The sequence below is a fragment of the Halovulum sp. GXIMD14794 genome (assembly GCF_054457455.1).
This window is the reverse complement of the sequence record NZ_JBTLNF010000008.1, coordinates 1-22,237: the sequence shown is the minus strand read 5'-3', so window position 1 is coordinate 22,237 and position 22,237 is coordinate 1. Positions and strand designations below refer to the sequence as shown.

The 22,237-nt window shown below is 63.1% G+C and carries 26 protein-coding genes and 1 pseudogene; 10 read left to right on the top strand and 17 right to left on the bottom strand.

Annotation, left to right across the window (positions count from 1 at the left end; genetic code table 11):
- The first annotated feature begins 33 nt into the window (after positions 1-33).
- Complete coding sequence (locus ACW9UR_RS19230) at positions 34-714, top strand: AIM24 family protein (RefSeq protein WP_458918682.1); 681 nt, start codon at positions 34-36, stop codon at positions 712-714.
- A 169-nt stretch (positions 715-883) separates the two neighbouring features.
- Here the strand turns inward: ACW9UR_RS19230 and ACW9UR_RS19225 are convergent, their stop codons facing one another.
- From ACW9UR_RS19225 to ACW9UR_RS19180, 10 genes are all read right to left on the bottom strand, one after another.
- Entirely contained in the window at positions 884-1,150 is a 267-nt protein-coding gene (locus ACW9UR_RS19225) for a zinc metallopeptidase (RefSeq protein WP_458918681.1), read from the bottom strand.
- 323 nt (positions 1,151-1,473) lie between these two features.
- Positions 1,474-1,740 carry a hypothetical protein gene (locus ACW9UR_RS19220; RefSeq protein ID WP_458918680.1) on the bottom strand — a complete coding sequence of 89 codons (267 nt, stop codon included), beginning with the start codon at positions 1,738-1,740 and terminating at the stop codon, positions 1,474-1,476.
- Between the two features lie 55 nt (positions 1,741-1,795).
- A complete protein-coding gene (locus tag ACW9UR_RS19215; protein WP_458918679.1) occupies positions 1,796-2,494 on the bottom strand; it encodes a NapC/NirT family cytochrome c in 699 nt (232 codons plus the stop codon).
- A 22-nt stretch (positions 2,495-2,516) separates the two neighbouring features.
- Positions 2,517-2,960 (bottom strand): nitrate reductase cytochrome c-type subunit, encoded by a 444-nt coding sequence (locus tag ACW9UR_RS19210; RefSeq protein ID WP_458918678.1) that lies wholly within the window; start codon positions 2,958-2,960, stop codon positions 2,517-2,519.
- A gap of 21 nt (positions 2,961-2,981) precedes the next feature.
- Entirely contained in the window at positions 2,982-3,893 is a 912-nt protein-coding gene (gene napH, locus ACW9UR_RS19205) for a quinol dehydrogenase ferredoxin subunit NapH (RefSeq protein WP_458918677.1), read from the bottom strand.
- Positions 3,890-4,687, bottom strand: a complete 798-nt coding sequence (napG, locus tag ACW9UR_RS19200; RefSeq protein WP_458918676.1) for a ferredoxin-type protein NapG — start codon at positions 4,685-4,687, stop codon at positions 3,890-3,892. Before napG ends, napH begins: the two co-directional genes overlap by 4 nt.
- 22 nt (positions 4,688-4,709) lie before the next feature.
- A complete protein-coding gene (napA, locus tag ACW9UR_RS19195) occupies positions 4,710-7,202 on the bottom strand; it encodes a nitrate reductase catalytic subunit NapA (protein ID WP_458918675.1) in 2,493 nt (830 codons plus the stop codon).
- A complete protein-coding gene (locus ACW9UR_RS19190; RefSeq protein ID WP_458918674.1) occupies positions 7,199-7,480 on the bottom strand; it encodes a chaperone NapD in 282 nt (93 codons plus the stop codon). Before ACW9UR_RS19190 ends, napA begins: the two co-directional genes overlap by 4 nt.
- Positions 7,477-7,920 (bottom strand): ferredoxin-type protein NapF, encoded by a 444-nt coding sequence (napF, locus tag ACW9UR_RS19185; RefSeq protein ID WP_458918974.1) that lies wholly within the window; start codon positions 7,918-7,920, stop codon positions 7,477-7,479. Before napF ends, ACW9UR_RS19190 begins: the two co-directional genes overlap by 4 nt.
- Before the next feature lie 271 nt (positions 7,921-8,191).
- Positions 8,192-8,632: a GNAT family N-acetyltransferase gene (locus ACW9UR_RS19180; protein WP_458918673.1), complete on the bottom strand. Its 441-nt coding sequence runs from the start codon at positions 8,630-8,632 to the stop codon at positions 8,192-8,194.
- 132 nt (positions 8,633-8,764) lie between these two features.
- Here ACW9UR_RS19180 and ACW9UR_RS19175 point away from each other — a divergent pair, with 132 nt between their 5' ends.
- The 7 genes and pseudogenes from ACW9UR_RS19175 (at position 8,765) to ACW9UR_RS19145 (ending at position 13,760) form a co-directional block, all read left to right on the top strand.
- A complete protein-coding gene (locus tag ACW9UR_RS19175) occupies positions 8,765-9,133 on the top strand; it encodes a hypothetical protein (protein ID WP_458918672.1) in 369 nt (122 codons plus the stop codon).
- A gap of 88 nt (positions 9,134-9,221) precedes the next feature.
- Complete coding sequence (locus tag ACW9UR_RS19170) at positions 9,222-10,052, top strand: FMN-binding protein (RefSeq protein WP_458918671.1); 831 nt, start codon at positions 9,222-9,224, stop codon at positions 10,050-10,052.
- Positions 10,001-10,678, top strand: a complete 678-nt coding sequence (locus tag ACW9UR_RS19165; protein ID WP_458918670.1) for a tyrosine-type recombinase/integrase — start codon at positions 10,001-10,003, stop codon at positions 10,676-10,678. The genes ACW9UR_RS19170 and ACW9UR_RS19165 overlap by 52 nt, the downstream gene beginning before the upstream one ends.
- A complete protein-coding gene (locus tag ACW9UR_RS19160) occupies positions 10,675-11,319 on the top strand; it encodes a hypothetical protein (RefSeq protein ID WP_458918669.1) in 645 nt (214 codons plus the stop codon). The genes ACW9UR_RS19165 and ACW9UR_RS19160 overlap by 4 nt, the downstream gene beginning before the upstream one ends.
- A 50-nt stretch (positions 11,320-11,369) precedes the next feature.
- A pseudogene (locus tag ACW9UR_RS19155) lies at positions 11,370-11,729 on the top strand (tyrosine-type recombinase/integrase); the annotation flags it as partial.
- Positions 11,730-11,738: 9 nt separating this feature from the next.
- Positions 11,739-13,307: a recombinase family protein gene (locus ACW9UR_RS19150; RefSeq protein WP_458918668.1), complete on the top strand. Its 1,569-nt coding sequence runs from the start codon at positions 11,739-11,741 to the stop codon at positions 13,305-13,307.
- A 288-nt stretch (positions 13,308-13,595) separates the two neighbouring features.
- The gene (locus tag ACW9UR_RS19145) at positions 13,596-13,760 is read left to right on the top strand and encodes a hypothetical protein (protein WP_458918667.1); all 165 of its coding nucleotides are present in this window, start codon (positions 13,596-13,598) and stop codon (positions 13,758-13,760) included.
- Between the two features lie 192 nt (positions 13,761-13,952).
- Here the strand turns inward: ACW9UR_RS19145 and ACW9UR_RS19140 are convergent, their stop codons facing one another.
- The 4 genes from ACW9UR_RS19140 to ACW9UR_RS19125 form a co-directional block, all read right to left on the bottom strand.
- The gene (locus ACW9UR_RS19140) at positions 13,953-14,210 is read right to left on the bottom strand and encodes a DUF3604 domain-containing protein (RefSeq protein WP_458918973.1); all 258 of its coding nucleotides are present in this window, start codon (positions 14,208-14,210) and stop codon (positions 13,953-13,955) included.
- A 41-nt stretch (positions 14,211-14,251) separates the two neighbouring features.
- On the bottom strand, positions 14,252-14,353 hold the full coding sequence (locus tag ACW9UR_RS19135) for a hypothetical protein (protein ID WP_458918972.1): 102 nt from the start codon (positions 14,351-14,353) through the stop codon (positions 14,252-14,254).
- 122 nt (positions 14,354-14,475) lie between these two features.
- Positions 14,476-14,586: a DUF3604 domain-containing protein gene (locus ACW9UR_RS19130; RefSeq protein WP_458918666.1), complete on the bottom strand. Its 111-nt coding sequence runs from the start codon at positions 14,584-14,586 to the stop codon at positions 14,476-14,478.
- Positions 14,587-14,678: 92 nt separating this feature from the next.
- A complete protein-coding gene (locus ACW9UR_RS19125) occupies positions 14,679-15,158 on the bottom strand; it encodes a hypothetical protein (RefSeq protein WP_458918665.1) in 480 nt (159 codons plus the stop codon).
- A gap of 255 nt (positions 15,159-15,413) precedes the next feature.
- Between ACW9UR_RS19125 and ACW9UR_RS19120 the strand changes: the two genes are divergently transcribed.
- A complete protein-coding gene (locus ACW9UR_RS19120; protein WP_458918664.1) occupies positions 15,414-16,175 on the top strand; it encodes a YbaY family lipoprotein in 762 nt (253 codons plus the stop codon).
- A gap of 181 nt (positions 16,176-16,356) precedes the next feature.
- Here the strand turns inward: ACW9UR_RS19120 and ACW9UR_RS19115 are convergent, their stop codons facing one another.
- Together ACW9UR_RS19115 and ACW9UR_RS19110 are read right to left on the bottom strand one after the other, a co-directional pair.
- Positions 16,357-17,895 (bottom strand): phospholipase D family protein, encoded by a 1,539-nt coding sequence (locus ACW9UR_RS19115; protein WP_458918663.1) that lies wholly within the window; start codon positions 17,893-17,895, stop codon positions 16,357-16,359.
- 268 nt (positions 17,896-18,163) lie between these two features.
- Positions 18,164-20,065 carry a DUF3604 domain-containing protein gene (locus ACW9UR_RS19110; RefSeq protein ID WP_458918662.1) on the bottom strand — a complete coding sequence of 634 codons (1,902 nt, stop codon included), beginning with the start codon at positions 20,063-20,065 and terminating at the stop codon, positions 18,164-18,166.
- Between the two features lie 135 nt (positions 20,066-20,200).
- On the opposite strand from ACW9UR_RS19110, the gene ACW9UR_RS19105 reads away from it, so the two are divergent.
- Complete coding sequence (locus ACW9UR_RS19105; protein WP_458918661.1) at positions 20,201-20,920, top strand: Crp/Fnr family transcriptional regulator; 720 nt, start codon at positions 20,201-20,203, stop codon at positions 20,918-20,920.
- Positions 20,921-21,107: 187 nt separating this feature from the next.
- On the opposite strand, the gene ACW9UR_RS19100 is transcribed toward ACW9UR_RS19105, so the two are convergent.
- Complete coding sequence (locus tag ACW9UR_RS19100) at positions 21,108-22,040, bottom strand: DMT family transporter (RefSeq protein ID WP_458918660.1); 933 nt, start codon at positions 22,038-22,040, stop codon at positions 21,108-21,110.
- Between the last annotated feature and the right edge of the window lie 197 nt (positions 22,041-22,237).

Sequence of the window (22,237 nt, the reverse complement as noted above, 5' to 3'; positions counted from 1 at the left end):
CGTCGCTGTTCCTTTCGTCCGGAGGACCGGCCGATGGCTGAATTCTCGACCCGCGAGGTTGAGGGGATGCGGCAGGTCGTCGTGTCGCTCCAGGACGAAACGGTCCGGGCCCGCAAGGGGGCGTTATCCAATATGCGCGGGAACATCGAACTCGTCCCACGCCTGCCGGGCGCGGGCGATATCTACAGGGCCATTTTCACGAAGGAAGCGCGGATCAGGCCGGATTACTCAGGGACCGGTACGATCCTGTTGCAACCCTCGTTGACCGGCTATCACATCTTCGAGGCCGCCGCAGGAGAAAAGTGGATCCTCGAGCCGGGAATCTACTGGGCCTCCGAAGGCAGCGTGACCCTCGGTTTCACGCGCGATCCGTTCTTCGCAAGCCTCTGGGCCGGAGACGGCTTCTTCAACTGGAAGACCACCGTGGAGGGTCCGGGGAAGATCGCATTGAATGCGCCGGGCCCGGTCGAAGAGGTCGAGGTGACCGACGGGGAGCTGAAGGCCCAGGGCAGACTCGTATTGGGACGCACCTCCGGGCTCCGGTTTTCATCCCGGCGCTCGGCGCGCTTTCCGCGCAATTTCATCTCGGGTCAAAGACGATTGCGCGTATTCAGCGGCACCGGGCGGGTACTGGTAAGCTGGACCCCCTACTGGAACCAATACCTCTACGAGCGGATGACCGGTGAGCAGATCGAAAGTTCGATCTTCGAGTGAGAAGCGGTGAATGCAAGCCGATCACCCTCCGAACTGGCTTCCAGTTTCGGTTCGGACCTCGCGGCGGGCACAACGCCAGTAAGATGCGCGTCAGTAGAGCTCCCGCAACGACCCAGGACCTTTGTATGGCACCTGACCCGAACAGAAGGATCAGGTGGAATAGCCAGGTTCAAAGGGCGGAGACGGCGCCGGCTACACAGGTCCAGGCCGCACTGCGCAGAACAGCACGAACACCCTCAAGTTCCTCCGGTTTCGACACGATCCCATGTGCGACCAGCTGCTTCAGCGCACGATTGCTGCCATTGAGCTCGACGGGCAGAGTGAGCAGCGCAAAAAGCGTCGATGCCCCAAACAGGATGGCACCGATCCAGGTCAACCGGGACATGTCCAGCAACAGACCCGCGATGAACACCCGTGGGGCAATTTGCGCCCTCAACTGCGGCCATGCGACAGATCGCCTTGCGGCGCCGGGTCTAGGTACTCGGGGCAGCGTTGGAGAGAGCGATCTGAACCTACGGCGCCACGCAGCCGATCCAATTGAAACCGAGCAATAAGTGATATCCGCCGCTGAGTAAAAATTATAAAATTAATTGACAATCACTTGCACTTCTCGCGAGGACATAAACTGAATACTGCACCCATTGCGTGATCGCACGAAATTCGACAGAATATTGAATGTTGCAGAGGCGCAATACACCTCAGCGAGTATGTGCACGTCTTTGATGTCACCGTCCGATTGTTCCGCCGGGCGTCGCGACTTCAGACCGTCGCACCCTTGTGACGGATCGCGCAGCCGACCGTGCCGGCGACCAAGCCAACGGCAATTGCGATCGACAGGTCTGCGGTGTTGATCTGCGCGAGGTGGAATTCGTTGAAGAGCAGCGTCTCTGCAACTCCGACAAGTCCGCCCATGATCGCGGCCAAGAACCAGTTGCGGGTCGTCATGCCAAGCGCCAGGCCGACGAACCCGGGAAGACTGAGAATATTCGCCGCGACGGTTCCGAGAAAATCCAGAGTGCCTAGCATGTCCGTGCCTTTCCTGGCCGCTTGACCGAAACGGGGTGAGTGTGGGGCGTTCGGTTCATTCCGGGGCCTCCTCGAGGTAGGTCCGGATCGCGGCGAAATCCGCAGCAGAGGGGAAGCCGCTCTCTGCGCGCGCGAACTCGTCGGCGATCTTCTGGTATTCCTCCATGTAGCCCGGCGCGAGCGCGTGAGCGATGCCCTGGTGGCAGTCGATGCAGGTCATGCCGTCGTCGATTGCTCGCTGGTGAGAGTCCGCGGCGCGCGCCTCCTGAATGGTGAAGTCCATGTACTCGAACGCGTGGCAGTTGCGGCATTCCCGGCTGTCGGATGCCTTCATCTTGCGCCACACCAGAGAGGCCATGTGAAGCCGGTGCTCCTCATATTTCTCGGGTGTCGAGATCGTGCCGAGAAGCTCGTGATACACGTCCTTCGCGGCCATGATCTTGGCCTTCACCTTGTGCTGCCATTCATGAGGCACATGGCAGTCCGGGCAGGTTGCACGAACGCCGGAGTGGTTGTTGTAGTGGATCGTCTCGCGATACTCGCCGAGGTTGGTCTCCATCGTATGGCAAGAAACGCAGAACTCTTCGGTGTTGGTCAGTTCCAGCGACCAGTTGAACCCGCCCCAGAACAGAATCCCGGCGAGAAAGCCCGCGATCAGGATAAAGCCAAGGCTGAACGCCGAAACGGGTCTCCAGAACCCGTCCCAGAGCCGCCGGAGGAAGCCGCGCTTCGGTGCGTCGTTCGGATCGGCCATCGTCAGTTCTCCTTGCGCAGGCTCAGTTCGAAGCGTTCGACGGCTGGAAATCATTGCCGACCAGCGCGGGCGCGTTGGCCTGCGGCACGTGGCACTGGTTGCAGAACCAGCGGGTTCCGGCGACCTTGTCGAGCTGGTTGCCGTCCCGGTCCAGGTAATGGGTCATGGAAAGGGTTGGTGCGCCGCGGTCTCCCGCCACTGTCCAGTCATGGCAGCTGAGACACTGGTTGGTGCGCAGATCCATCTGGTACTGGTCGATGGAATGCGGGATCAGCGGCGGTTGCTGGCGATAGTTGCGCGACATCCGGCCCTGCATCTGCTGATGGATCTCGTCGACCGGGATCGTCTGGTCCACTTCTGCACCGCGCAGGCTGCGCACCTCGCCGGTAGACTGGGCGATTGCAAGGCCCGTCACGATCATCGTGACTGCCAGTGCGGCCGTTCCCGCGAGGACCATCGGTTTCATCTGAAGTCTCCCTTGTTCCAATCAGGCCGCATCTCGGGCGGGACTGTCCTTCGCAGGCCCGTCGGATGGGGTTGTGCGTTCGTCGAAGCGGTAGGTAAAGTCGAAGACGTTGACCGAGCAGACGTCGATGCAGCGGCCGCAGTTGGTGCAATCACCCGAAAGGATTACGGGCGTGTCGCCGCCCTTCCCTCTCAGCGCAGGCGAGATCACCTGGTTCTCCGGGCACACCGCGTAGCAATCCATGCAGTCGTCGCAGGCCGCGCGGTTGCGCGCGCTGACCCTAATCAGGCTGGTGCTGCCGATCAGGCCATAGAAGGCGCCAACAGGGCACAGGTGACCGCACCAGCCCCGGCGCGAGACGAAGAGGTCAAAGACGAAAACCGCCACCACCAGGGCCCACGCATAGCCGATGCCGAAGACCAGCCCCCGGTGGACCATGGTCACGGGGTTCACGACTTCCCATGCGATAGTGCCGGTCAGCGCCGAAACGGCGAGCACCGCGCCCAGTAGCCAGTAGCGGGTGGAGCGGCGCGGTTGCCAGCCCTTCTGGAGCCCGAGCTTCTCGTGCATCCAATGCGCGGCGTCTGTTACCGGGTTGATGGGGCAGACCCAGGAGCAGTAGACGCGGCCACCGATCAGCGCGTAGATCATCAGGACGATGGCCGCCCCGATAAGCGCCGTGGTTGCGGGCCAGTGCCCAGCGGCAAAGCCCTGCAGCAAGACCAGCGGATCGGTGAGCGGCAGCACGTCGAAGGTCCGCGAACTGGCCAGGTTGCCGGTCACCCACCAGATCCCGAACCAGGGACCCAGCAGAAACAAGCCCAGGAAGAATGCCTGGCTGGACCGCCGAAGGATCAGGAAGCGGTGCGCGCCAAACCAGCCCTTTGCCTCAATGGCCTCGCGTCCGACCGGCAGAGGAGTCTTGGCGCTCATTGCCCTGCCTCCGGCAATTTGAACGCCGGTTCGAAAGCGCCGGTGCCTTCAGGCATGCGGTCGGGAAGATCGATGATGCCTTCGACCACGGGCGCGCCTTTGCGCTCCTTCTCTTCCCAACCTTTCAGATAGTGATCTGCCGAACTGCCTCGCGCCAGGCGTATAGGCAGCACCTTGATCGCCGCCTCGGGCAGGACGCAGCTCTTCTCGCACAGGCCGCAGCCAGTGCATCGCTCCGCATGGACCGTCGGCGCGAAGATCGCGTGATGGCCGGATCGGTCGTTGTGCGACAGCTCCAGCGTGATCGCCTCGTCTATGACCGGACAGACGCGGTAACAGACGTCGCAGCGCAGGCCGAGGAAGTTGAGGCAGTTCTCCTGATCCACGAGAACGGCGGTTCCCATGCGGGCGTCGTCGATATGGTCAAGCGCGGGCTCCAGCGCGCCGGTCGGGCATGCTGCGACACAGGGGATGTCGTCACACATCTCGCAAGGCACGTCGCGCGCGGTAAAATAGGGCGTGCCGGTCGCGGGCCCGTCCTCGCCCAGTTCTGCGAGCTTCAGCGTGTCAAAAGGACAATCACGGACGCACAGGCCGCAGCGAACGCAGGCTGCCAGGAAGTCGTCCTCCGGCAGGGCGCCGGGCGGGCGCAATGCCTCTGCAGGCAGCGCCCTGGCGTCCCGCGCGAGATAAGCCAGAAACGAGCCCGCCACAGCGCAGCCGCCTGCCATCCGCGCGGTGTCCGTCAGGAACCTCCGGCGGGCGGGCGAGAGCGGCTTCGGCTGGGCGGACATTGCGCTGCGCCACCGGTCGCGATCAGGCCCGCTCGACCTTGCAGGCGCACTTCTTGTAATCCGTCTCTTTCGAGAGCGGGCAAGTCGCATCCAGCGTGAGCTTGTTGATCAGCTGCCCTTCGTCGAACCACGGCACGAACACGAGGCCGCGTGGCGGCTTGTTCCGGCCACGGGTCTCGAGGCGGCTGAGCATCTCGCCACGCCGGGTGGAGATGACGATCTCCTGCCCGCGACGCAGTCCGCGATCCGACGCGTCGTCCGGGTGCATGAACACCACCGCCGAGGGGAAGGCCCGGTGCAGTTCAGGCACCCGGCGGGTCATCGACCCCGAATGCCAGTGCTCCAGCACGCGGCCAGTGCTGAGCCAAAGGTCGAACTCTTCATCCGGGCTTTCCGCGGGCGGCTCGTAGGGCGCGAAGATGATCTTGGCCCTCCCGTCGGCATTGCCGTAGAACTTCACCCCCTCGCCTTCCTTCACGTAGGGATCATAGCCCTCGCGGAACCGATAGAGCGTTTCCTTGCCATCCACGACCGGCCAGCGCAGGCCGCGGGCCTGGTGGTAGGTGTCGAACTCGGCCAGGTCGTGACCATGGCCTCGGCCGAAGCCGGCATATTCCTCGAACAGGCCCTTCTGCACGTAGAACCCGAAATGCGCGCTTTCGGCATTCTCGAACCCCTCGGCGACGTCCGAAACCGGGTAGGCATCAACTTTGCCGTTCCGGTAGAGCACCTCGAACAGGGTCTTTCCACGCAGCTCGGGCTTCTTGGCGAGCAGTTCTTCGGGCCAGACCTCGTCGGTGGTGAAGCGCTTCGAGAATTCCATCAGCTGCCACAGGTCCGACTTCGCCTCGCCCGGCGCGTTGACCTGCTGCCGCCAGAACTGGGTCCGACGCTCGGCATTGCCATAGGCGCCTTCCTTCTCGACCCACATCGCGGTGGGAAGAATCAGGTCTGCGGCCAGCGCGGTGACGGTCGGGTACGGATCCGAAACGGTGATGAAGTTCTCTGGGTTGCGATAGCCCGGGAACCCCTCCTCGTTGATGTTGGGCGCGGCCTGCATGTTGTTGTTGCACTGCACCCAGTAGGCATTGAGGACACCGTCCTTCAGCATCCGGTTCTGCAGCACCGCATGGAAGCCCGGCTTCTCGGGGATCGTGCCCTCGGGGATGCCCCAAGCGGTCTCGCAGATCGTCCGGTGTTCCTCGTTGTTGACCACCATGTCGGCGGGCAGACGGTGCGCGAAGGTGCCGACCTCACGCGCTGTACCGCAGGCCGAGGGCTGGCCGGTCAGCGAGAACGGCGAGTTGCCCGGCTCCGAGATCTTCCCGGTCAGCAGGTGCACGTTGTAGACCAGCCCGTTCACCCACGACCCGCGGCTGTGCTGATTGAAGCCCATGGTCCAGAGCGACATGACCTTGCGGTTCGGGTCGGCATACTGCTGCGCCAGGCGTTCGAGCTGTGCAGCGGGCACGCCCGAAATCTCCGCGGTCTTCTCCAGCGTGTATTCGGCAACTGCAGCTGCATACTCGTCGAACTCGACGGGCGTCAGCTTGCCCGAGTTCGGGTTGGCAGCGGCTTCCTGCAACGGGTGCGTGTCGCGCAGCCCGTAGCCGATGTCGGTGTCGGTCCTGGTGAAGTTGACGCGCTCGTTCACGAAGTCCCAGTTCACCGCGTCGTTCTGGATGATGTAGTTCGCGATGTAATTGAGGATCGCGAGGTCGGTCTGCGGCGTGAACACCATGCCATTGTCGGCCAGTTCGAACGAGCGGTGCTCGAAGGTCGAGAGAACATGGACCTCGCAGCCCGGCTTGGTCAGGCGCGTGTCGGTCAGGCGCGACCACAGGATCGGGTGCATCTCGGCCATGTTCGAGCCCCAGAGCACGAACGTATCCGCGGCTTCCAGGTCGTCATAGCAGCCCATCGGCTCGTCGATACCGAAGGCGCGCATGAACCCGACGACGGCCGAGGCCATGCAGTGCCGCGCATTGGGGTCGATGTTGTTCGACCGGAAGCCGGCCTTGAAGAGCTTGGAAGCGGCATAGCCTTCCCACACCGTCCACTGGCCCGAGCCGAACATGCCGACCGCAGTCGGTCCCTTCGCAGCGAGCGATGCCTTCCATTTCTCGGCCATGATGTCGAAGGCCTCGTCCCAGCTCACGGGCTCGAACTCGCCGTTCTTGTCGTAGACGCCGTTGGTCTTGCGCAGCAGAGGCGTGGTCAACCGGTCGGTGCCGTACATGATCTTCGACAGGAAGTAGCCCTTGATGCAGTTGAGCCCCCGGTTAACCGGCGCATCGGGATCCCCCTGGGTAGCGACCACCCGGCCTTCCTTGGTCCCGACGAGGACGGAACAGCCGGTACCGCAGAAGCGGCAAGGCGCCTTGTCCCAGCGAATGTCGGGCGCCTGAACCTGCGCCACGGCCTGGCCTGTGGCCAGCGGAATGCCCGCGGCGGCGGCAGTGCTGGCGGCGGCGGTTGCCTTCAGGAAGGTACGACGGGACTCCGAGATGGTCATGCGTCTGTTCTCCGGCTTGAGAGCGTGGCGGATGCCGCCCGCGGTGGCACGTCTTCGAAATGGTGGTAGTTGAGCGTGACCGAGATGACGCCCGGCACCTGGTGAATTTCCATGATCAGATCGGCCGCACTGGCAGCCTCGGTATCCTCGACGACGACCACCAGGCGGCCGTCATCGCTTGCCGCGTAAACCTCGACCCCGTGCATCGCATCGAGCCGGCCCCGCGCATCGGCCACCTGCGCCGTGGAAACGTGCACCAGGCAGCCGCAAATGTTCATCTGGAAACCTCCGGGTCCGCGGTGTCGCGACGGTCGAAACTGACGGCGTCCGCAGGGCATGCATGCGCACAATCGCCGCATCCCGTGCATTGATCCAGATCAAGGACAGGCCGGGATCGACCGCCTGTGGCCAGCCGGAACCGGATCGCGCGCGGCTCGCAGACATCCTCGCATGCTCGGCACGTGATCCCGCGCAGAGAAAAGCAGGAATCCGTGATCCGCGCCCTCCATGGCCAGTCGGCGACGTGTCCAGCAGCGAGCGCCCCCGCCGGACAAACCTCGGCGCAAGCGCCGCAGAACGTGCAAGCCCCGTGAACGAAATCCACCACCGGAAGGCGGTCCTCATCGCGAACGATTATGCCTTCGGGGCAGGATACGATGCAGTCGCCGCAGCCGGTGCACAGATCGTGGAAATCCTGAACGCTTCCCGGAGGTCGCATCGCGTCGGCATTCGGCTTGCCGAACCTTCCCCGCAGAAAGTTCCGGCGGCTGGGCATCGTAGCTGACAACCGCTCCCCCCCGGTCATAGCGCCCGGGCAACGTGCAGCCGCCCGAACGAGCCCCTTTGTTCGGTTCACTATTCCAGAAGAAGTCTCACTTGGAAAGCTCCCTCCGAGTGGAGGCCCACGCCCGCGGTGGTGTGGGCAGCGCCTAGCGTCGGAGCGACAACCATGGAGCTACCTTGGACCATCCGCGGTAGAAAGCTTGTGCTCAGTCTCCGTGGTTCCGCATCGACTTGTGGGGAATGCCCGCGTCATCGAAGACTTCGCCATAGGCCACGAAGCCAAGCCTCTCATAGAAGGCAAGCTTGTCGAGTTGAGCAGCCAGATGGAACTTTTCCCACCCTCGGCGCCGTGCACTCTCCATTCCGTAGGCCAGCATCGCACGGGCAATGCCCCTGCCCCGTGCACTCTTGCGAACGGCCACCCGCCCGATCTTCACGTGCTCCACGGCCGAGACGAGGCGCAGGGTTCCCACAACTTCACCCTCGGCAATGGCGACAATGTGCGTAGCAGAAATGTCGTGTTCGTCGAACTCTTCCTCCTCCGGCACCTGCTGTTCCCGAACGAAGACTTCGCGCCGAAGGCTGAAGGCAAGATTGCAGAGGCTGGAGAACGGTGGAACGTCGAGAATGGTGATGTCATGGCCCATGCGAGCGCTTTACGAGGTGTTGCGCTAGCTTCGCAATAAGGCAGTTACCATCCAGACCGCCCGCTCGTCTGTTTTCCATGCGTGGCGAGGATCCCCGCTTACTTTCTGAGCGGCTCAAGCCAGACGATCGTGATGCGAACAAATCCGGCGCCGTTGTTGCTCGGGAACAAACTCCCGAATCCGATGCGGGCGTATTCAGCCTTCATGACTCGAGGTATCGCCACACTTGCTGTCGGATTTCTCGTCGCCGCGCTTACCCCGTCGGCGGCGGCCGGGGGATACCTCGGGACGGTTCATGAGATCGCTCGCACCGGTCAGACCGAGATCGTCATCTGCAGCGAAACCGGCACGCGCACGGCGATCCTCGACCGCGATGGCAATCTTGTCGAGCGCCAGTCAGCCGCGTGCGGCCATTGCGCGGATTGCATGATGGTGCCAATCGGCGTCGCCCCCAAATACCAGAGATCTTCCGCGCCTCCCAGCAATCGCGTTTCTTATTGAAGCTCCGGAACCGACCGGACTTCGAAGACCGGCACGGATGGGGCTGCCCGATGCGCGCGGCCCTCCAATTCCGGAGTTTTCCTGACCCATGTGTTTCTCATTTCACATAGTTCTGCGCCTCGTCGTGTGCCTCCTGTTGGTGGCCGCATTGCCTGCTGCAGCGCAGCCGTCCAATTCGATCCTCTCCCGCTACCTGACCGACATCGCGCCCGCCGATCTTGTCGAGGGCGCCTACGCCTGGGGAGCAATTCGGCAGGACGTACCGGTCGCGTCCGTCCTGAGCGACGGGGAAGAGATCGGGTTCGTCTTCGTCACTTCGGACTTCGTCGGAACGACCGGGTATTCCGGCAAACCCATCCATACCATGGTCGCCATCGACGACGACGCGCGGGTTCTTGGTGTGGATTTGGTCAAACACTCGGAACCAATCGTTCTGATCGGGATTCCCGACCGCAAGATTCGTGACATGGCCGCCGGGTATCGCGGTGTCGATCTAGTCGCGGAAGCCGCGGAGCGCGGTTCGGCACATGACCTGAACATCATCTCTGGCGCCACTGTCACCGTTATGGTGATCGACGACGGCATCATCCGGGCAGGGCTTAAGGTCGCCCGCGCGCTTGGTCTCGGCGGGTTGACGGCCGAGGTCGACGAAACCGCAACCGCCCCCGACAGCTGGATGGAAATGGAGGGCGACGGCACCATACCGTCTTCACCTGGCGTCTGGCGCGCAGCAATGGCCAGCCCGGTCCGGGTCTCAAGGAGCTCGCGGTCGGGCTTCGGCACGCCGCCCGCTGGCATGCGGACGACAAGGCGGCTGTGGCGCTGCTCGACGGCTATGTGTCGAAGCTGTCCCCGAAGGACAAGAGCATGCCGAAGAAGGTGCAGGCGCGGGTCGACCCGTTCCACGATGACGCGGTGATCCGCGGCCTGCTGGCACTGCCGGATCAGTTCCAGCGCGAGGCCGAGCGCACCAGCAACCCGCAGAAGATCGCGCTCCGCCACGAGACCGCGCTGGCCATCGCCATTCTCATCCACCTGCCCCTCCGGCGCAGCGAACTGCTCGGGCTGCGTCTCGATCAGCACATCCAGACCGAGCGCCGTGGAGGTCGCGTCGTGCGGCGGCTGGTCCTGCCGGCCCACATGGTGAAGAACAACGTCGATCGCACGGCCGAGCTCTCGCCGCGCGTGGAAGAGCTTCTCGACCGGTTCCTCGCGGAGCATCGCCCGGCGCTCGTCACTTGCGACAGTCCCTACCTGTTCTCCAAGCGCGGCAAGCCGGAGCCGCTCTCGGCCTCGTGTCTCGTGCGGACGATCGAGGCCGCCACGTCGCGCCATCTTGGCATCCGGCTCTCGCCGCACAACTTCCGCCACCTTGCCGGCGTGGTCTACCTGCGCCAGCGCCCGGGCGATCTCGACGGGCTGCGCCGCCTGCTCGGGCACCGGCACGAGAGCACCACGCGGGCGCATTACGACTACCTGCTGACGGACGACGCGAACCGGGCCTGGGGCACGATCCTCGACGGCCACAGGAAGGCCGCACGATGATCGGAACGCTGGCAACCGCGCGCACCCTTCGCCGCCCCGACTGGCCCGCCGTCGACCGGGCGATGTGGGACGCGCTCATCCGCGACGGCGGCGTGCTCAACCCCTCCGGCCCCCTGGCGCACCTGCGGCCGACCTCGCTCAAACGCCATGAGGAGGCTTACGGCATCTGGCTCGGCTATCTCGCAGCCCTTGGGGTGGATCTCGCGGCGAAACCGGATCCGGCGGCGCGGGCGACCGCCGAGCGCGTCGACGGGTTCATCGGGATCCAGTCGGATCTCGCCCCGATCACGCTCGCGAACCGCATCGAGTCGCTGGCCTATGTCCTCGAGGCCGCCGCGCCGGAGGCGGACCTCGCACACCTCAGCAAGCGGTCCCGGCGCCTCCGGGCCTCCGCCAAACGCGCACTGCGGGACGCGACGGAGGACCGGCCCCTGCCCACGGGCAAGGCGCTGATCGCCGCCGCGCGGGCGCACCTGGCTAATGCGCTCGCCCTGGATGGCAGTCCCAAACGGCGCGCCGTGGCAATCCGCGATGCGGCGCTGCTGCTGGTTCTCACCCGCCATCCGATCCGGCGCGCCAACCTCGCCGCGCTCGAGATCGGCCGCAGCTACCGGATCGAGAGCGGCGGCCATGTCATCTAGATCCCCGGAACCGAGACGAAGGGGGACGCTACCAGCGCGTCACCGTCGATCCCGGCATCGTCCCTGTCATCGAGACCTATCTCTCCGACGCCCGCACTGCCCTGTTGCCTGAGGGCAGCGCGGAGACCGCGCTCTGGATCAGCGACCGCGGTCGCCCATTGTCGGCCCATTCCATCGGTCAGCGGATCAGCGCGCTCACCGAGGAGCTGGTCGGCCGCCGGCTTACGCCGCATCAGCTCCGCGATGTCGCCGCGACCGACATCGCCCATGCCGGCCTGGCAGACCCGGCCATCGCCGCCGGGCTGCTCACGCACCGAAGCCCCGACATCACCACCCGGCACTACAACCAGGCCGGATCCGCCGAGGCCATCGACGCCTACGGCGCCATCCTCGCCAGGTTCAACCGCTAGGAGCCCACCATGCGCTGCGCCATCTACGCCCGTTATTCCTCGGATCTCCAATCGGCCGCCTCGATCGAGGATCAGGTCCGCATGTGCCGTGAACGCGCTGCACGTGACGGCTGGGAGATCGTCGAAGTGTTCGCCGACCACGGTCTCTCGGGCGCGAGCCTCTTGCGGCCTGGCATCCAGGCGATGCTGAGCCAGGCCAGAGCGGGGCATTTCGATCTCGTCCTAGCCGAGGCGCTCGATCGGTTGAGCCGGGACCAGGCGGACATCGCGACGATCCACAAGCAGTTGCGCTTCGCCGGCATCCCGCTGGTCACGCTGTCCGAGGGAGAGATCTCGGAACTGCACATCGGCCTCAAGGGAACGATGAACCAGCTGTTTCTGAAGGATCTCGCCGACAAGACCCGGCGCGGGCTCCGGGGACGCGTCGAAGCCGGCAAGTCCGGTGGCGGCAACTGCTACGGTTATGATGTCGTCCGGACCTGGAGCCCGGAGGGCAATGCCCGCCGCGGCGAGCGCACGATCAATGTGGAGCAGGCCGAGATCGTCCGGCGGATCTTCCGGGACTACGCCCACGGCGCCTCGCCCCGGGCCATCGCCAAGGCGCTGAACGCCGAGGCGATAGCAGGCCCGACGGGAACGGCCTGGGGGCCCTCAACCATTCACGGCAACAAGGACCGCGGCACCGGGATCCTGAACAACGAGCTCTACATCGGGCGGCTGGTCTGGAACCGGCTGCGCTACATCAAGGACCCCGAGACCGGCAAACGCGTCTCTCGTCTCAACCCGCCGGAGGCCCTGGTCATCACGGACGTCCCCGAACTGCGCATCATCGACGATGCGACCTGGGGAGCCGTGAAGGCGCGGCAGTCCGAGGCCGCGCTGGGCAAACGTGCCTCCCCGGAAAGCGACGGATTCTGGGAGAAGCGCCGCCCGCAATACCTGCTCTCCGGCCTGATCAAGTGCGGCTGCTGCGGTGCCGGTTTCGTCAAGATCAGCAAACACCATTTCGGCTGCGCCGGTGCGCGCAACAAGGGGACCTGCAGCGTGACCCGCACGATCCGCAAGGACGCGCTCGAAGCCCACATTCTCGATGGGCTGCAGCATGCCTTGATGCGCGACGAGCTGCTCGAGGCGTTCTGCACGGAGTACACCCGGGAGCTCAACACCCTGCGCCGCGCACAGAACGACACGCGCGATCGCGACCGGGCCCGGCTCGACAAGATCGACCGCGACCTGGAACGGCTGCTCGACGCGATCGTCGAGGGCGCACCGGCCGCGCGGGTAAAGGATCGGATGACCCCGTCCTGTACGGGCTTGGCCAGGATGCCACCCGGCTCGTTCCCGAACGTGATGCCTTTGCCGTGCATGAAGTCGCGGCTGATCTCCAGGCCGGAGCGCAGCCGTTCCGGCGTTGCCGCCAGCGACGCGATACTCGGCATGACCGCGAAGAGCCCCTGTTCCCAGAACCGGCCTTCCTCGAGATCGGATTGGCTTTGCGACGTTTCGTCGAAACCGGCGACAAGGTCTTGCGTGACGCCCCCCGCTTCGAGGGCGCTGCTGTTCAGGATCATCTCGTGACAGGAGCGCGCCCAGACGAGGATCGGCCGTTCGGTGCTGATTGCGTCCAGATCCTCGCGTGTCAGCGGACCGTAGAAGGCTGGGTGATAGCCCCAGCTCACAACGGGTTCGCCGGGATCGGTGCGCGCATTCACGGCCTCGGTCAAGCGCTCGACGAAGTCTTCCTTGTCCTTGACCGCCGGAACCGTGCCGGACGGCAAAGCCCAGTCCTCGATAGAGAGGATCTCCGATGACATGGACAGGGCGGCGAGCACCGGATGGTCATGCTGCGCGATGAAGCCGGGGACAATGACCTTGTCGGCGAATGTGTCATCGATGCGGTACGGCTGCTCGCCCACGACGCCCTGGACTTCGTCAAGCGAACCGACCCACAAGATGCGGCCGCCGACCACGGCGATCGCCTCGGCCGAGGGTCTGGCGGGATCGAGCGTGACGATCTCGCGCGCCGTGTAGATCGTCGCGCGCGGTCCGGACACGATCGTTCCGCCGATATCCGACAGGGAGTTTGTCTGACCGATCGCCCAGCCGGCCGGAGCCATGAGGCCTGCGGTTGCGGCACCCCCTTCAACAGCTTCCTGCGGCTTAGTGTTCGCACGGTCCCGTCCCCCAACTTGCGCCTTCGCCGAGCATCTACGAGGCATTTAGCTAGGACAATTCGTAACTGGTTCCATCCGCCCAATGCTCAGATGGCTGCGAAGTTTCAATGGCCGGTTCGGGTGGAGTGTAGGCACTGTTCTGGACAGTCTTCTTCGTTCCTTCCGGCATCTCGACACCGAAGTATGCGGTGTTGTAGGTCGTCCAGCGCGGGGACGATATCTGCAGGACCCGAGCATAGTAGAAAGCCCAGGGTGTAGGATCGAAATCTGGATCGTGCCACCAACTACTGAGCACGACCCGCCTGATGCTGGTGGTGAAGGTCGCATTGTCGATGACTACGGTATTGCCTACCTTGCCGTCACAGGCCCCATCGATGATGTCCTGTCGGCACAGGGAATGTCGTGGATGCGTTCCTGCGTCTGGACTTTCGCCCCGAGCCAGCTCTTCACGACCTGGATACGGTCTAGGTTCGGGCTGTCCGGATCCCGTGGGGCTCGGTGCTGAAGCGAGGTGCGGCGCCTGCGGGATCGGGGCACAAGTTACCGCCCATGGGAATGCCCCGAGCGTATCCCTATGCCGCGAAATCTGGCCGCAAGACCTCATCCTCTTCGAAATCCCAGCCGCTGAAGACCGGCACCCGCGTGCGGGTGCCGGTCGCGGCAAAAACTGCGCGCCGCTTCATCGCGTCCCGGGCTTTTGCGTCTCGGAGCAACTTAAGTTCGCGCGAACGCGGGCACATCGAGACCGGTTTGAACTGGTCAGATGTTGCCCTGGTCACTCAGTACCCGGAAAATCGCACCCACGCATGCCTGCCACCCAAGTTCCGAACTCGGACATCCCTGTCTCTACAGCGCGATCAACCAGGATTCCCGGATCTATGGAGATTGCCTCGACAGCAGGCCCGAGTTGGCCGCTTACCTCGGAGATCTGCGCTTCGATCTCGTCGAGTTTCGCGGCAATCCTTTCCGAGGCTTCCGAAGCGCTTTCGGTCCCCTCCAGGCGCACTTCCTCGATGTCCGCTCTCAGACCGGCGAACTGGTCTTTCAGCCCGGTCAGATCTTCCTGAACCGAGGATAGCTGCGCCACTTGCGCGGCGGCGGAGGTAATCGCCTGATCGGTTATCCGTTCTGCGGTCACTGCCAGCCGCCATGCGAAGAACAAGCCGAGCACGATCAAGATCAATGTCGCATTGAGCGCGGCCAGGGCGAGTTGCGCCAAGGCGCGCTTCAACCTGTCGGGAAAACTCTGCTGCATGATATCCACGCCTCGAATTTGTATCGGAGGCCAAGTATGGCTGGTAGCAGGCAAATTGGCGAGTGAGCGCAATTTCGACGGCTTTGCAGCGACCTTGCAGAAGCCCGAACCCATCTCTCAAAGGCGCTGTTGGTTTCCGCCACTAGTGATGGTGATACTGAGAGGGCATGCTCGCCGGACAGCTAGAGGATGCTACCTTCAGTCGAGCCTCTGCAGCATCAATGCCATAGCTGGGGTTTGAAGAAAGGTGTTTTGATGATGACGTGGAAGGCGATGACGATCCTCGGTGCCGCGATTTGCGCGACCACGCCGGTCGCGGCTCAGGATGAGTCAATTACCGTGACAATCCGCCTGCAAGAGGAGGTCGCGATCCCCGGCGGCGCCATACTGGAAGTCGCGTTACTCGACGTCTCGCGCGCGGACGCACCGTCGGAGACGATTGCGACGCGGAGATTCTGGTCTGCCGATTACCCGGCTCGGGTCGAGTTGCCCTATGACGCGGCAGAGATCGACGCCAGAATGTCTTATGTCGTCTCTGCCTCGATCCGGGGAGAAAGCAGTAACCTGCTTCTGAGAACGACATCTTCCTATCCGGTTCTGACCCGCGGCGCAGGAAATGAAGTTGAGATCTTGCTTGAGGCAATGCCGGGGGCGAGAACCGACGCGGTAGCTGGGGCACCCATTCTTGCAGGGACGAAATGGCGCAGCTTCGAGATCAGAGGACGAATGTTCGTGGGCGAAGAGCCGCCTTCGCTCTCCTTTGGTGAGGGCGGAAGTTTCGCGCTATATGGCGGTTGCAACAGGTTCACCGGGCAGGCAGCAATCGGTCGGGACAGGATCGCTTTCCCGGATGTGATGGCAGGGACCCGCATGGCCTGTCCGGAGCAACGCGAGAAGCTTGAGGCGGACGTTCTGGAGGCTCTCAAGGATACCACGGGCTATGTGCTCGGCGGCAATCAACTTGCCTTTGTTAACGGCGCCGGAGTTACGGTCCTTCGGTACCAACGGAGTGAATGACTCAAGAGCGCGCTACTTAAGCGTTGAGATCTGTACGCACTACCGCTGCCAAGGTTAGGTAGCGCTTTCTAAACCGCCTAAGCCGAGAAGCTCATGGTAAGCCGCGCACGGACAAATCGCGACGAAGCGAAGGCCAGACGTAATGGTTCGCAGAAGATACACGCGGCCATTTGCTGAGCCCTCAAAGCATCCATTCGATCGGCAGCAGTGCGACCAGCCGCGCCAGCCCGCGCTGTAGTGCGCTCGTCTCGGGATCGACCGAGTAGACCCGCTCTTCCCCGTGTGTCTCGCCGATCCAGCGAATCTTGTCGCTTTTGTCCAGCTCGAGACGATAGACGGTGTCGTGATTGCTGAGCTGCTGAGCAAGCGCTGCAGCCAAGTTCGGACTTTCGACGAGGAGCCCCATCTCGCAGTTCAACTGTGCCGACCGGGGATCGAGATTGTAGGAACCGATGAAGACGCGGTTACCATCGAAGCCAAAGACTTTCGCGTGCAGACCGGAGGCCGAACCGGCGAGAATTTCGGGCAAGCTCATCTCCACCCGTTCATCCCGTAGCGAACGAAGCTCTTGAAGCTCGACGCCGGAGCGCAGCAGGGCCTTCCGGTACCCCATATAGGCGGCATGGACCGGCATCACGTCGGTCGCGTCGAGCGAATTGGTCAGCACCCGAACACGCACGCCGCGGTTCGCGAGTCGGGTCAACACCTCTTCGCCTCTAGGCCCAGGAATGAAATATGCCGAGACCAGATCCAGCGAGGTGTCGGTCTCTTCGGCCAGTGCGACGAGGTCCTCGACCAGAAGCTTATCCTGCGCAGCCTCGCCCAGCCCCTTGGCAGGGTCATCCACAAAAAGCCGGGCCTCGCCCCATTCGAATGTAATGCTTCGCTGTTCGATGGATTTGGTCAGCGCATTGTCGGCCACCGCCTGCTGGTACACCGCGCCGTCGTCGCTCTTGCGCGCCGTGGCGGCCAGGTTCTCGATGGCAGCAGTGGAGGGAGCAGCAAGCACGCGATCGGCCGCATAGACCGCGTCGCTGTTCCAGTATTTGTCGAAGGCGGCGAAAATCTCCGCCACGACCGGGCCGATGGTGATCGCGTCGATGTCGAAGTAGTGGGTGCCGTCGCCATAGGCGAAATAGATGTCACCCACGTTGCGTCCGCCGACGATGCTGGCAACTCCATCCACAATCATCGACTTGTTGTGCATCCGACGATTTAGTCGGTGGAAATCGAAGAAATAGGACAGCAGCTTGGGTGATCTCATGGTGAATGGATTGAAAATCCGCACCTCGGCAGTCGGCATGGCGTCAAGTTCCGCCATCAATGCGTCGAGACCCGGGATGCCGTTGTCGTCAACCAGCAAGCGAACCCTCACCCCGCGTTCAGCAGCCGCGCGCAACTCTTCCAGAAGCATGAGCCCGGTCGTATCGTCCTGCCAGATGTAATATTGCGCATCAATCGAGCTCACCGCCTCACGCGCGAGGATCGCCCGAGCTGCAAAAGCGCCACGTCCTTCGGCCAGTGGCCGAACCCCGTTCTGGTTCGGGTGCCTCTGCAAGGCTGGTTGGATGGCCTTGCCCAGGGGCCCATCAAGGTTTGCCGGCAGACTGTACGTGGCTTCTGCGAAGTTCGTGTCGGGAAGCGGAAAGGCAATGCGGAGAGCTAGGATACCCGCCCCACCAATAACGACGACGAAGATAGCGGCTTTTAGCACTAGCATGGGCGATGTTGTCCGACTTTCATCCTGACGCTCACTATACCGGGAGCTGTGGCGTTCGCATCATATCTCCAGAACATATTGGCGAGCTGATGTGACAACTTTGTCCATATAAATACTAGGTATCGCGCCCCACGGCTGGCGCGAATACACCTATCTGTGCGAAGCCCTCCACAAGAATTGCGTTCAGGGGCGCAAAGACATCGCAATCTTCGGCTTTCCCATGTCGGGTGGAGGATAGGGGGTTACTGCCTTTCCCCTTAACGCTTTGTCACCCGGCCGGCGTGTACCAGATGGGCGAGGTGTATGCCCTCTCCTGTTGGCTCGCATCCATGCCGTCCGGGAGGTCTATGCCAAAGAAGACGCTGTCATATGTCGTCCAGCGCGGCGTCGGGATCTCGATCACGCGGACGTAGTAGAAAGCGCGCTGTGTCGGGTCGAAATCCGGATCCTGCCAGTAAGCCCCGAGGACCGGAGCTCCGATTGCATTGGTGTAGGTTGCCGTTCCTGCGTCAACCGTGTCGCCCACCGGTGGCAGCTTGCCGTCGGCGTGGAGCGTCCGGTCGTCCGACCATGCCACATCGTAGACGCGCTCCTGCGGGCCATCTTCGGCGGTCCAGCCCTTGATCACCTGGATCCGGTCGAGATTGGCCCCGTCGGGGTCGCGCAGCGCCCGGATCAGGAAAGCCGGCGCACCGCCGTCCGGAGCCGCGCTCAGGTCGCCGCCCATCGGCACCCCGGCTTCGTACCCATGCGCGGCAAAGTTCGACCGGACCATGTCCTCCGGCGTGAAGTCCCAGCCGCCGAAGACCCGCACCCGAAGGCGCGTGCCTGTGGTAGCGTAGACTTCCTTGCGCTCCATCGCGTCGAATAGCGCTTCCCGCGTGTTCTCCCGAGCCCAGATCGCGGCGAGGCCGGAGGCAAGCGCATCGGCGTGCGTGAGGTCGTCCGAAGGATCTGGCGTCGCACGCCCGGTGATCGTCTCTTCATAGCGGATCGGATCGCCTGTCGGCTCCACCAGCGCGACCTTACCGAAGAAGTTGTTCTCTGCCGCCGTCGAGAGACCGGTGTGGGCATCGGTCGAGCCTATGACACCGAACTTGAACGGGTTGGCGCCCAGATCTGCCTCATAGCCCAGTCCCCGCATCCATGCGGATCGTGCGTATTCCCTTGGCAGCATGTCTGGCGTCTTGGGCTCGGGGCCGAAGCTGCCCTTGTCCCAGGTTCCGTAGTCGGCGAACTCGTCCTCGGCCGACAGCATCGGATGGGCTTCGCCGTCACCCTTCATCTGGGTGATCTCGTAGAGCGGCTCATACTGCATTCGGCGGCTTGCGTAGGCCTCGGTCAACGGCTCGCCCGAAAGGGTGATATCGTCGAACATCAGCCCGTTGGACAGGTTGCCGCCGTGCGGAATCGCGAACATGCGTCCGCCGGTCGTCGTCTCGAAATCCTCCATCCAGTCCCACAACACTTCTGGATCGTCGCTGTCATAGGAACTGATCGGCACCTTCTGGTCGGCGAGGTCCTTGCCGTCGCGATAGATGACGTTGCGGTGCATGTTCGAGCCATTCGGCTGCGACGTCCATTCGAAGCCGATGAAGGCAGTGAAGGCGCCGGGATCGTTGTGCCGCTCGGCGGACTCGGTCGCCTTCTCCCACATCGTTTGGCCGAAGGGCGTGCCGGCGAGCGGATCCTCCCCCGCAAAGGTCGCCTGCATCCAGAACTCGTAGGACGCGACCATCGACTCCTCTGTGCCCGGCGCTGCGATCTCCGCGAGTTGCGCGCCCCATTCGGTATCGGTGAGCACCGGATCGTCGTCGGCAAGCGCAGCGGGAATGCCGAGATTTTCCGCATGATCGGTGACCACCAGCCAGTCGAGGGGCCGCCTCAGGCGGGCCGGGATGCCATTGGACGAGATCACCTCTTCGCCTTTTGCGAAGCGGAACGCGTCGTCCGGCGTGGTTGTCGCGCCGACCAGGCCCGCATCGGCCGAATAGGAGGTGTGCAGATGCGTGTCGCCAAAGAACACCTGGTTTGGGAAGTCCTCCTGCAGGTACGGTGAGTATTCGATGTTCATGCCTGGCCGGAGCCCTGGCAATTCCTGAGCAATCGCATCGGTAGGCAGTACCAGTGTGCAGAGGGCGAGCGTGCCGCATCCAAGTCTCATCGTCATGGTCTCTCTCCTCTCAGCTGGCCGAAGTCTCAGTACTCTAGATTGTGGCTGTTGAGCCCGCCTCACTCGATGGTAACCTTAGCAGCCGACCGGGTCTTCGAATGCCGGTGGCGGACATTCTGAGGTCGCGGAGCGATGGAAGGATCGGGTAAGGTGGTAATATCGCGGATCGGAGAGAGCGGATGGATCTCGCTTCTGCCCGAGGAAGACCGCACCAGGATACTGCAGCGTGGCATTCTGCGGAAGGCTGATGGCGGTGCGGTCCTCTACCGAGTGGGGGATGCGCCTGACGGGCTGTTCTATCTCGCGTCGGGCTACATACGCATGGACACTGTGCAGTCTGACCACGGGCCAACCATGCTGAGCCACTTTCACGCCGGGTCATGGCTCGGAGAAGTCGAGCTTTTCTCCGGGATGCCCCGGCTTACCACGCTCACCATCCTGCGCCCCTCGACCTATCTCTTTCTGCCGCTTCCGGTACTCGAAACCCTTGGCAGGGAACGACCGCAGGTCTGGCGAGCTCTTGGCCACCTCGCGGCGGATCATGTTGCGCTGGCCGTCGCGGGCCTCGACGACCTGACGATCCGCGCATCCGGTTCACGCCTCGCGGCGGTGCTCCTCAGGCTCTGCGGCGCACGGGTCGCGACTGACCCGGTGGGCTTCGTGACGGAACTTGATATCACCCAGCACGAGCTTGCCCAGATGACCAACCTGTCCCGCTCGATGATCGGCGACCTGCTGACCGAGTTCGAACGATCGGGTGTGCTTGAGCGCCTCTACGGACGTCTTGTCGTCAAAGATATCCCCGCCCTGCGACAGATGCTCGAGGCTCGATCCTCTACATTTGCCGATTAAGCGCTCGCGTCTCTCGGCAGCCAGCGAGCCCGCTGCACGAAACTGGCGGACATATACCCGCAATTTAAGCCGACGATCTGATAGTGCGCAAACAGCCGTCTGATCGGCAGTCCGGACCTCGGTGCGATCTTCTTAAACGACTGATTTGCGGGACGAGGCAGACTTTGCCGTTCTTGGCGGACTCGCTTCATTTCTGCGCTGCTGCGTCGCGCGCCCGCGGCCACAAGACCTCGACGAAGACCGATCCGGACACTACTAGGATCGCTGCAAGCTGCAGCCACGTCGGACTATCTCCGAGGAATGCAATCGCAAGCCCGGCCGCTATTACCGGCTTGAGGAAGAACAGGTAAGAGGCCCGTGTCATGTCGGCGGCTGCGGCCAACCCTCCAAGCCACAGCAGTTGCGTGATCGTCGTGTTCCATAGCCCCAGAACAATGAGCGACCAGACCGCAACGCCTGACATGCCGGATAGTTCGATCGGATTCACCCATCGTCCCCAGAACAATCCGACACCCACCCAGAGTCCGAGCGCTCCGATGGCGACCGCAATAGTGGTTATGCGCATACCGCCGTGGCGCACCATGAGCGGTTTGGCGAGTACCGAGTAGCCGGCAACCAGCGCCGCGCAGAGCAAGGCCATGAGGACACCCCAAAGCGACTGTCCGCCAGCCTTCAGGACGTCAAGGTATCCATCGGTGAGCAGCGCTGAAACACCGACCACTGCGAGCAATCCGGTGATGATCTTGACCGTAGAAATCGGCGTGCGGTTGACCGCAAGGTTTATCAGCCCGACGAAAATCGGGATTGTCGTTACCAAGGTGGCAACCTGGATAACGCTGGCGAAATCCAGGGACCAGTGAAAGAACAGGTAGGCAAGCGATACGCCAAGCAGCGATAGAGGCACCAGACTTTGCCAATCCTCTCGCAGCGGCGTCACGAGATCGCGTGTTTCGCTTCGCGACACCGACCAGGCGATCAGCCCGGCCGCTCCGATAAGATACCGCCACACGGATACTTCCGGGCCGGCCAATCCAGACAGCTTGGCGAAGAACTCCGAACTTGCATGTCCGCACACGCCCACGAAGACGGAAAAATAGGCCCATCTGGCGGGGATGTTCATTGCCTCTCGATCTCCGTTCCGAAGGTCGCGAGGCTCTCAACCAGCCGCTCGGGGCGTTCGAGCGGAAGAAGATGACCGGTGACCTGAGACCCGACTCTCCTCCGAGTTTCCGGAGAGTCCGTGGGTTGATTTCTGGGGCTATGCGGCGCGCATTTCCAGCCTGATCTTCTCCGCAAACTCGGCCGGCGGGAGGTTCC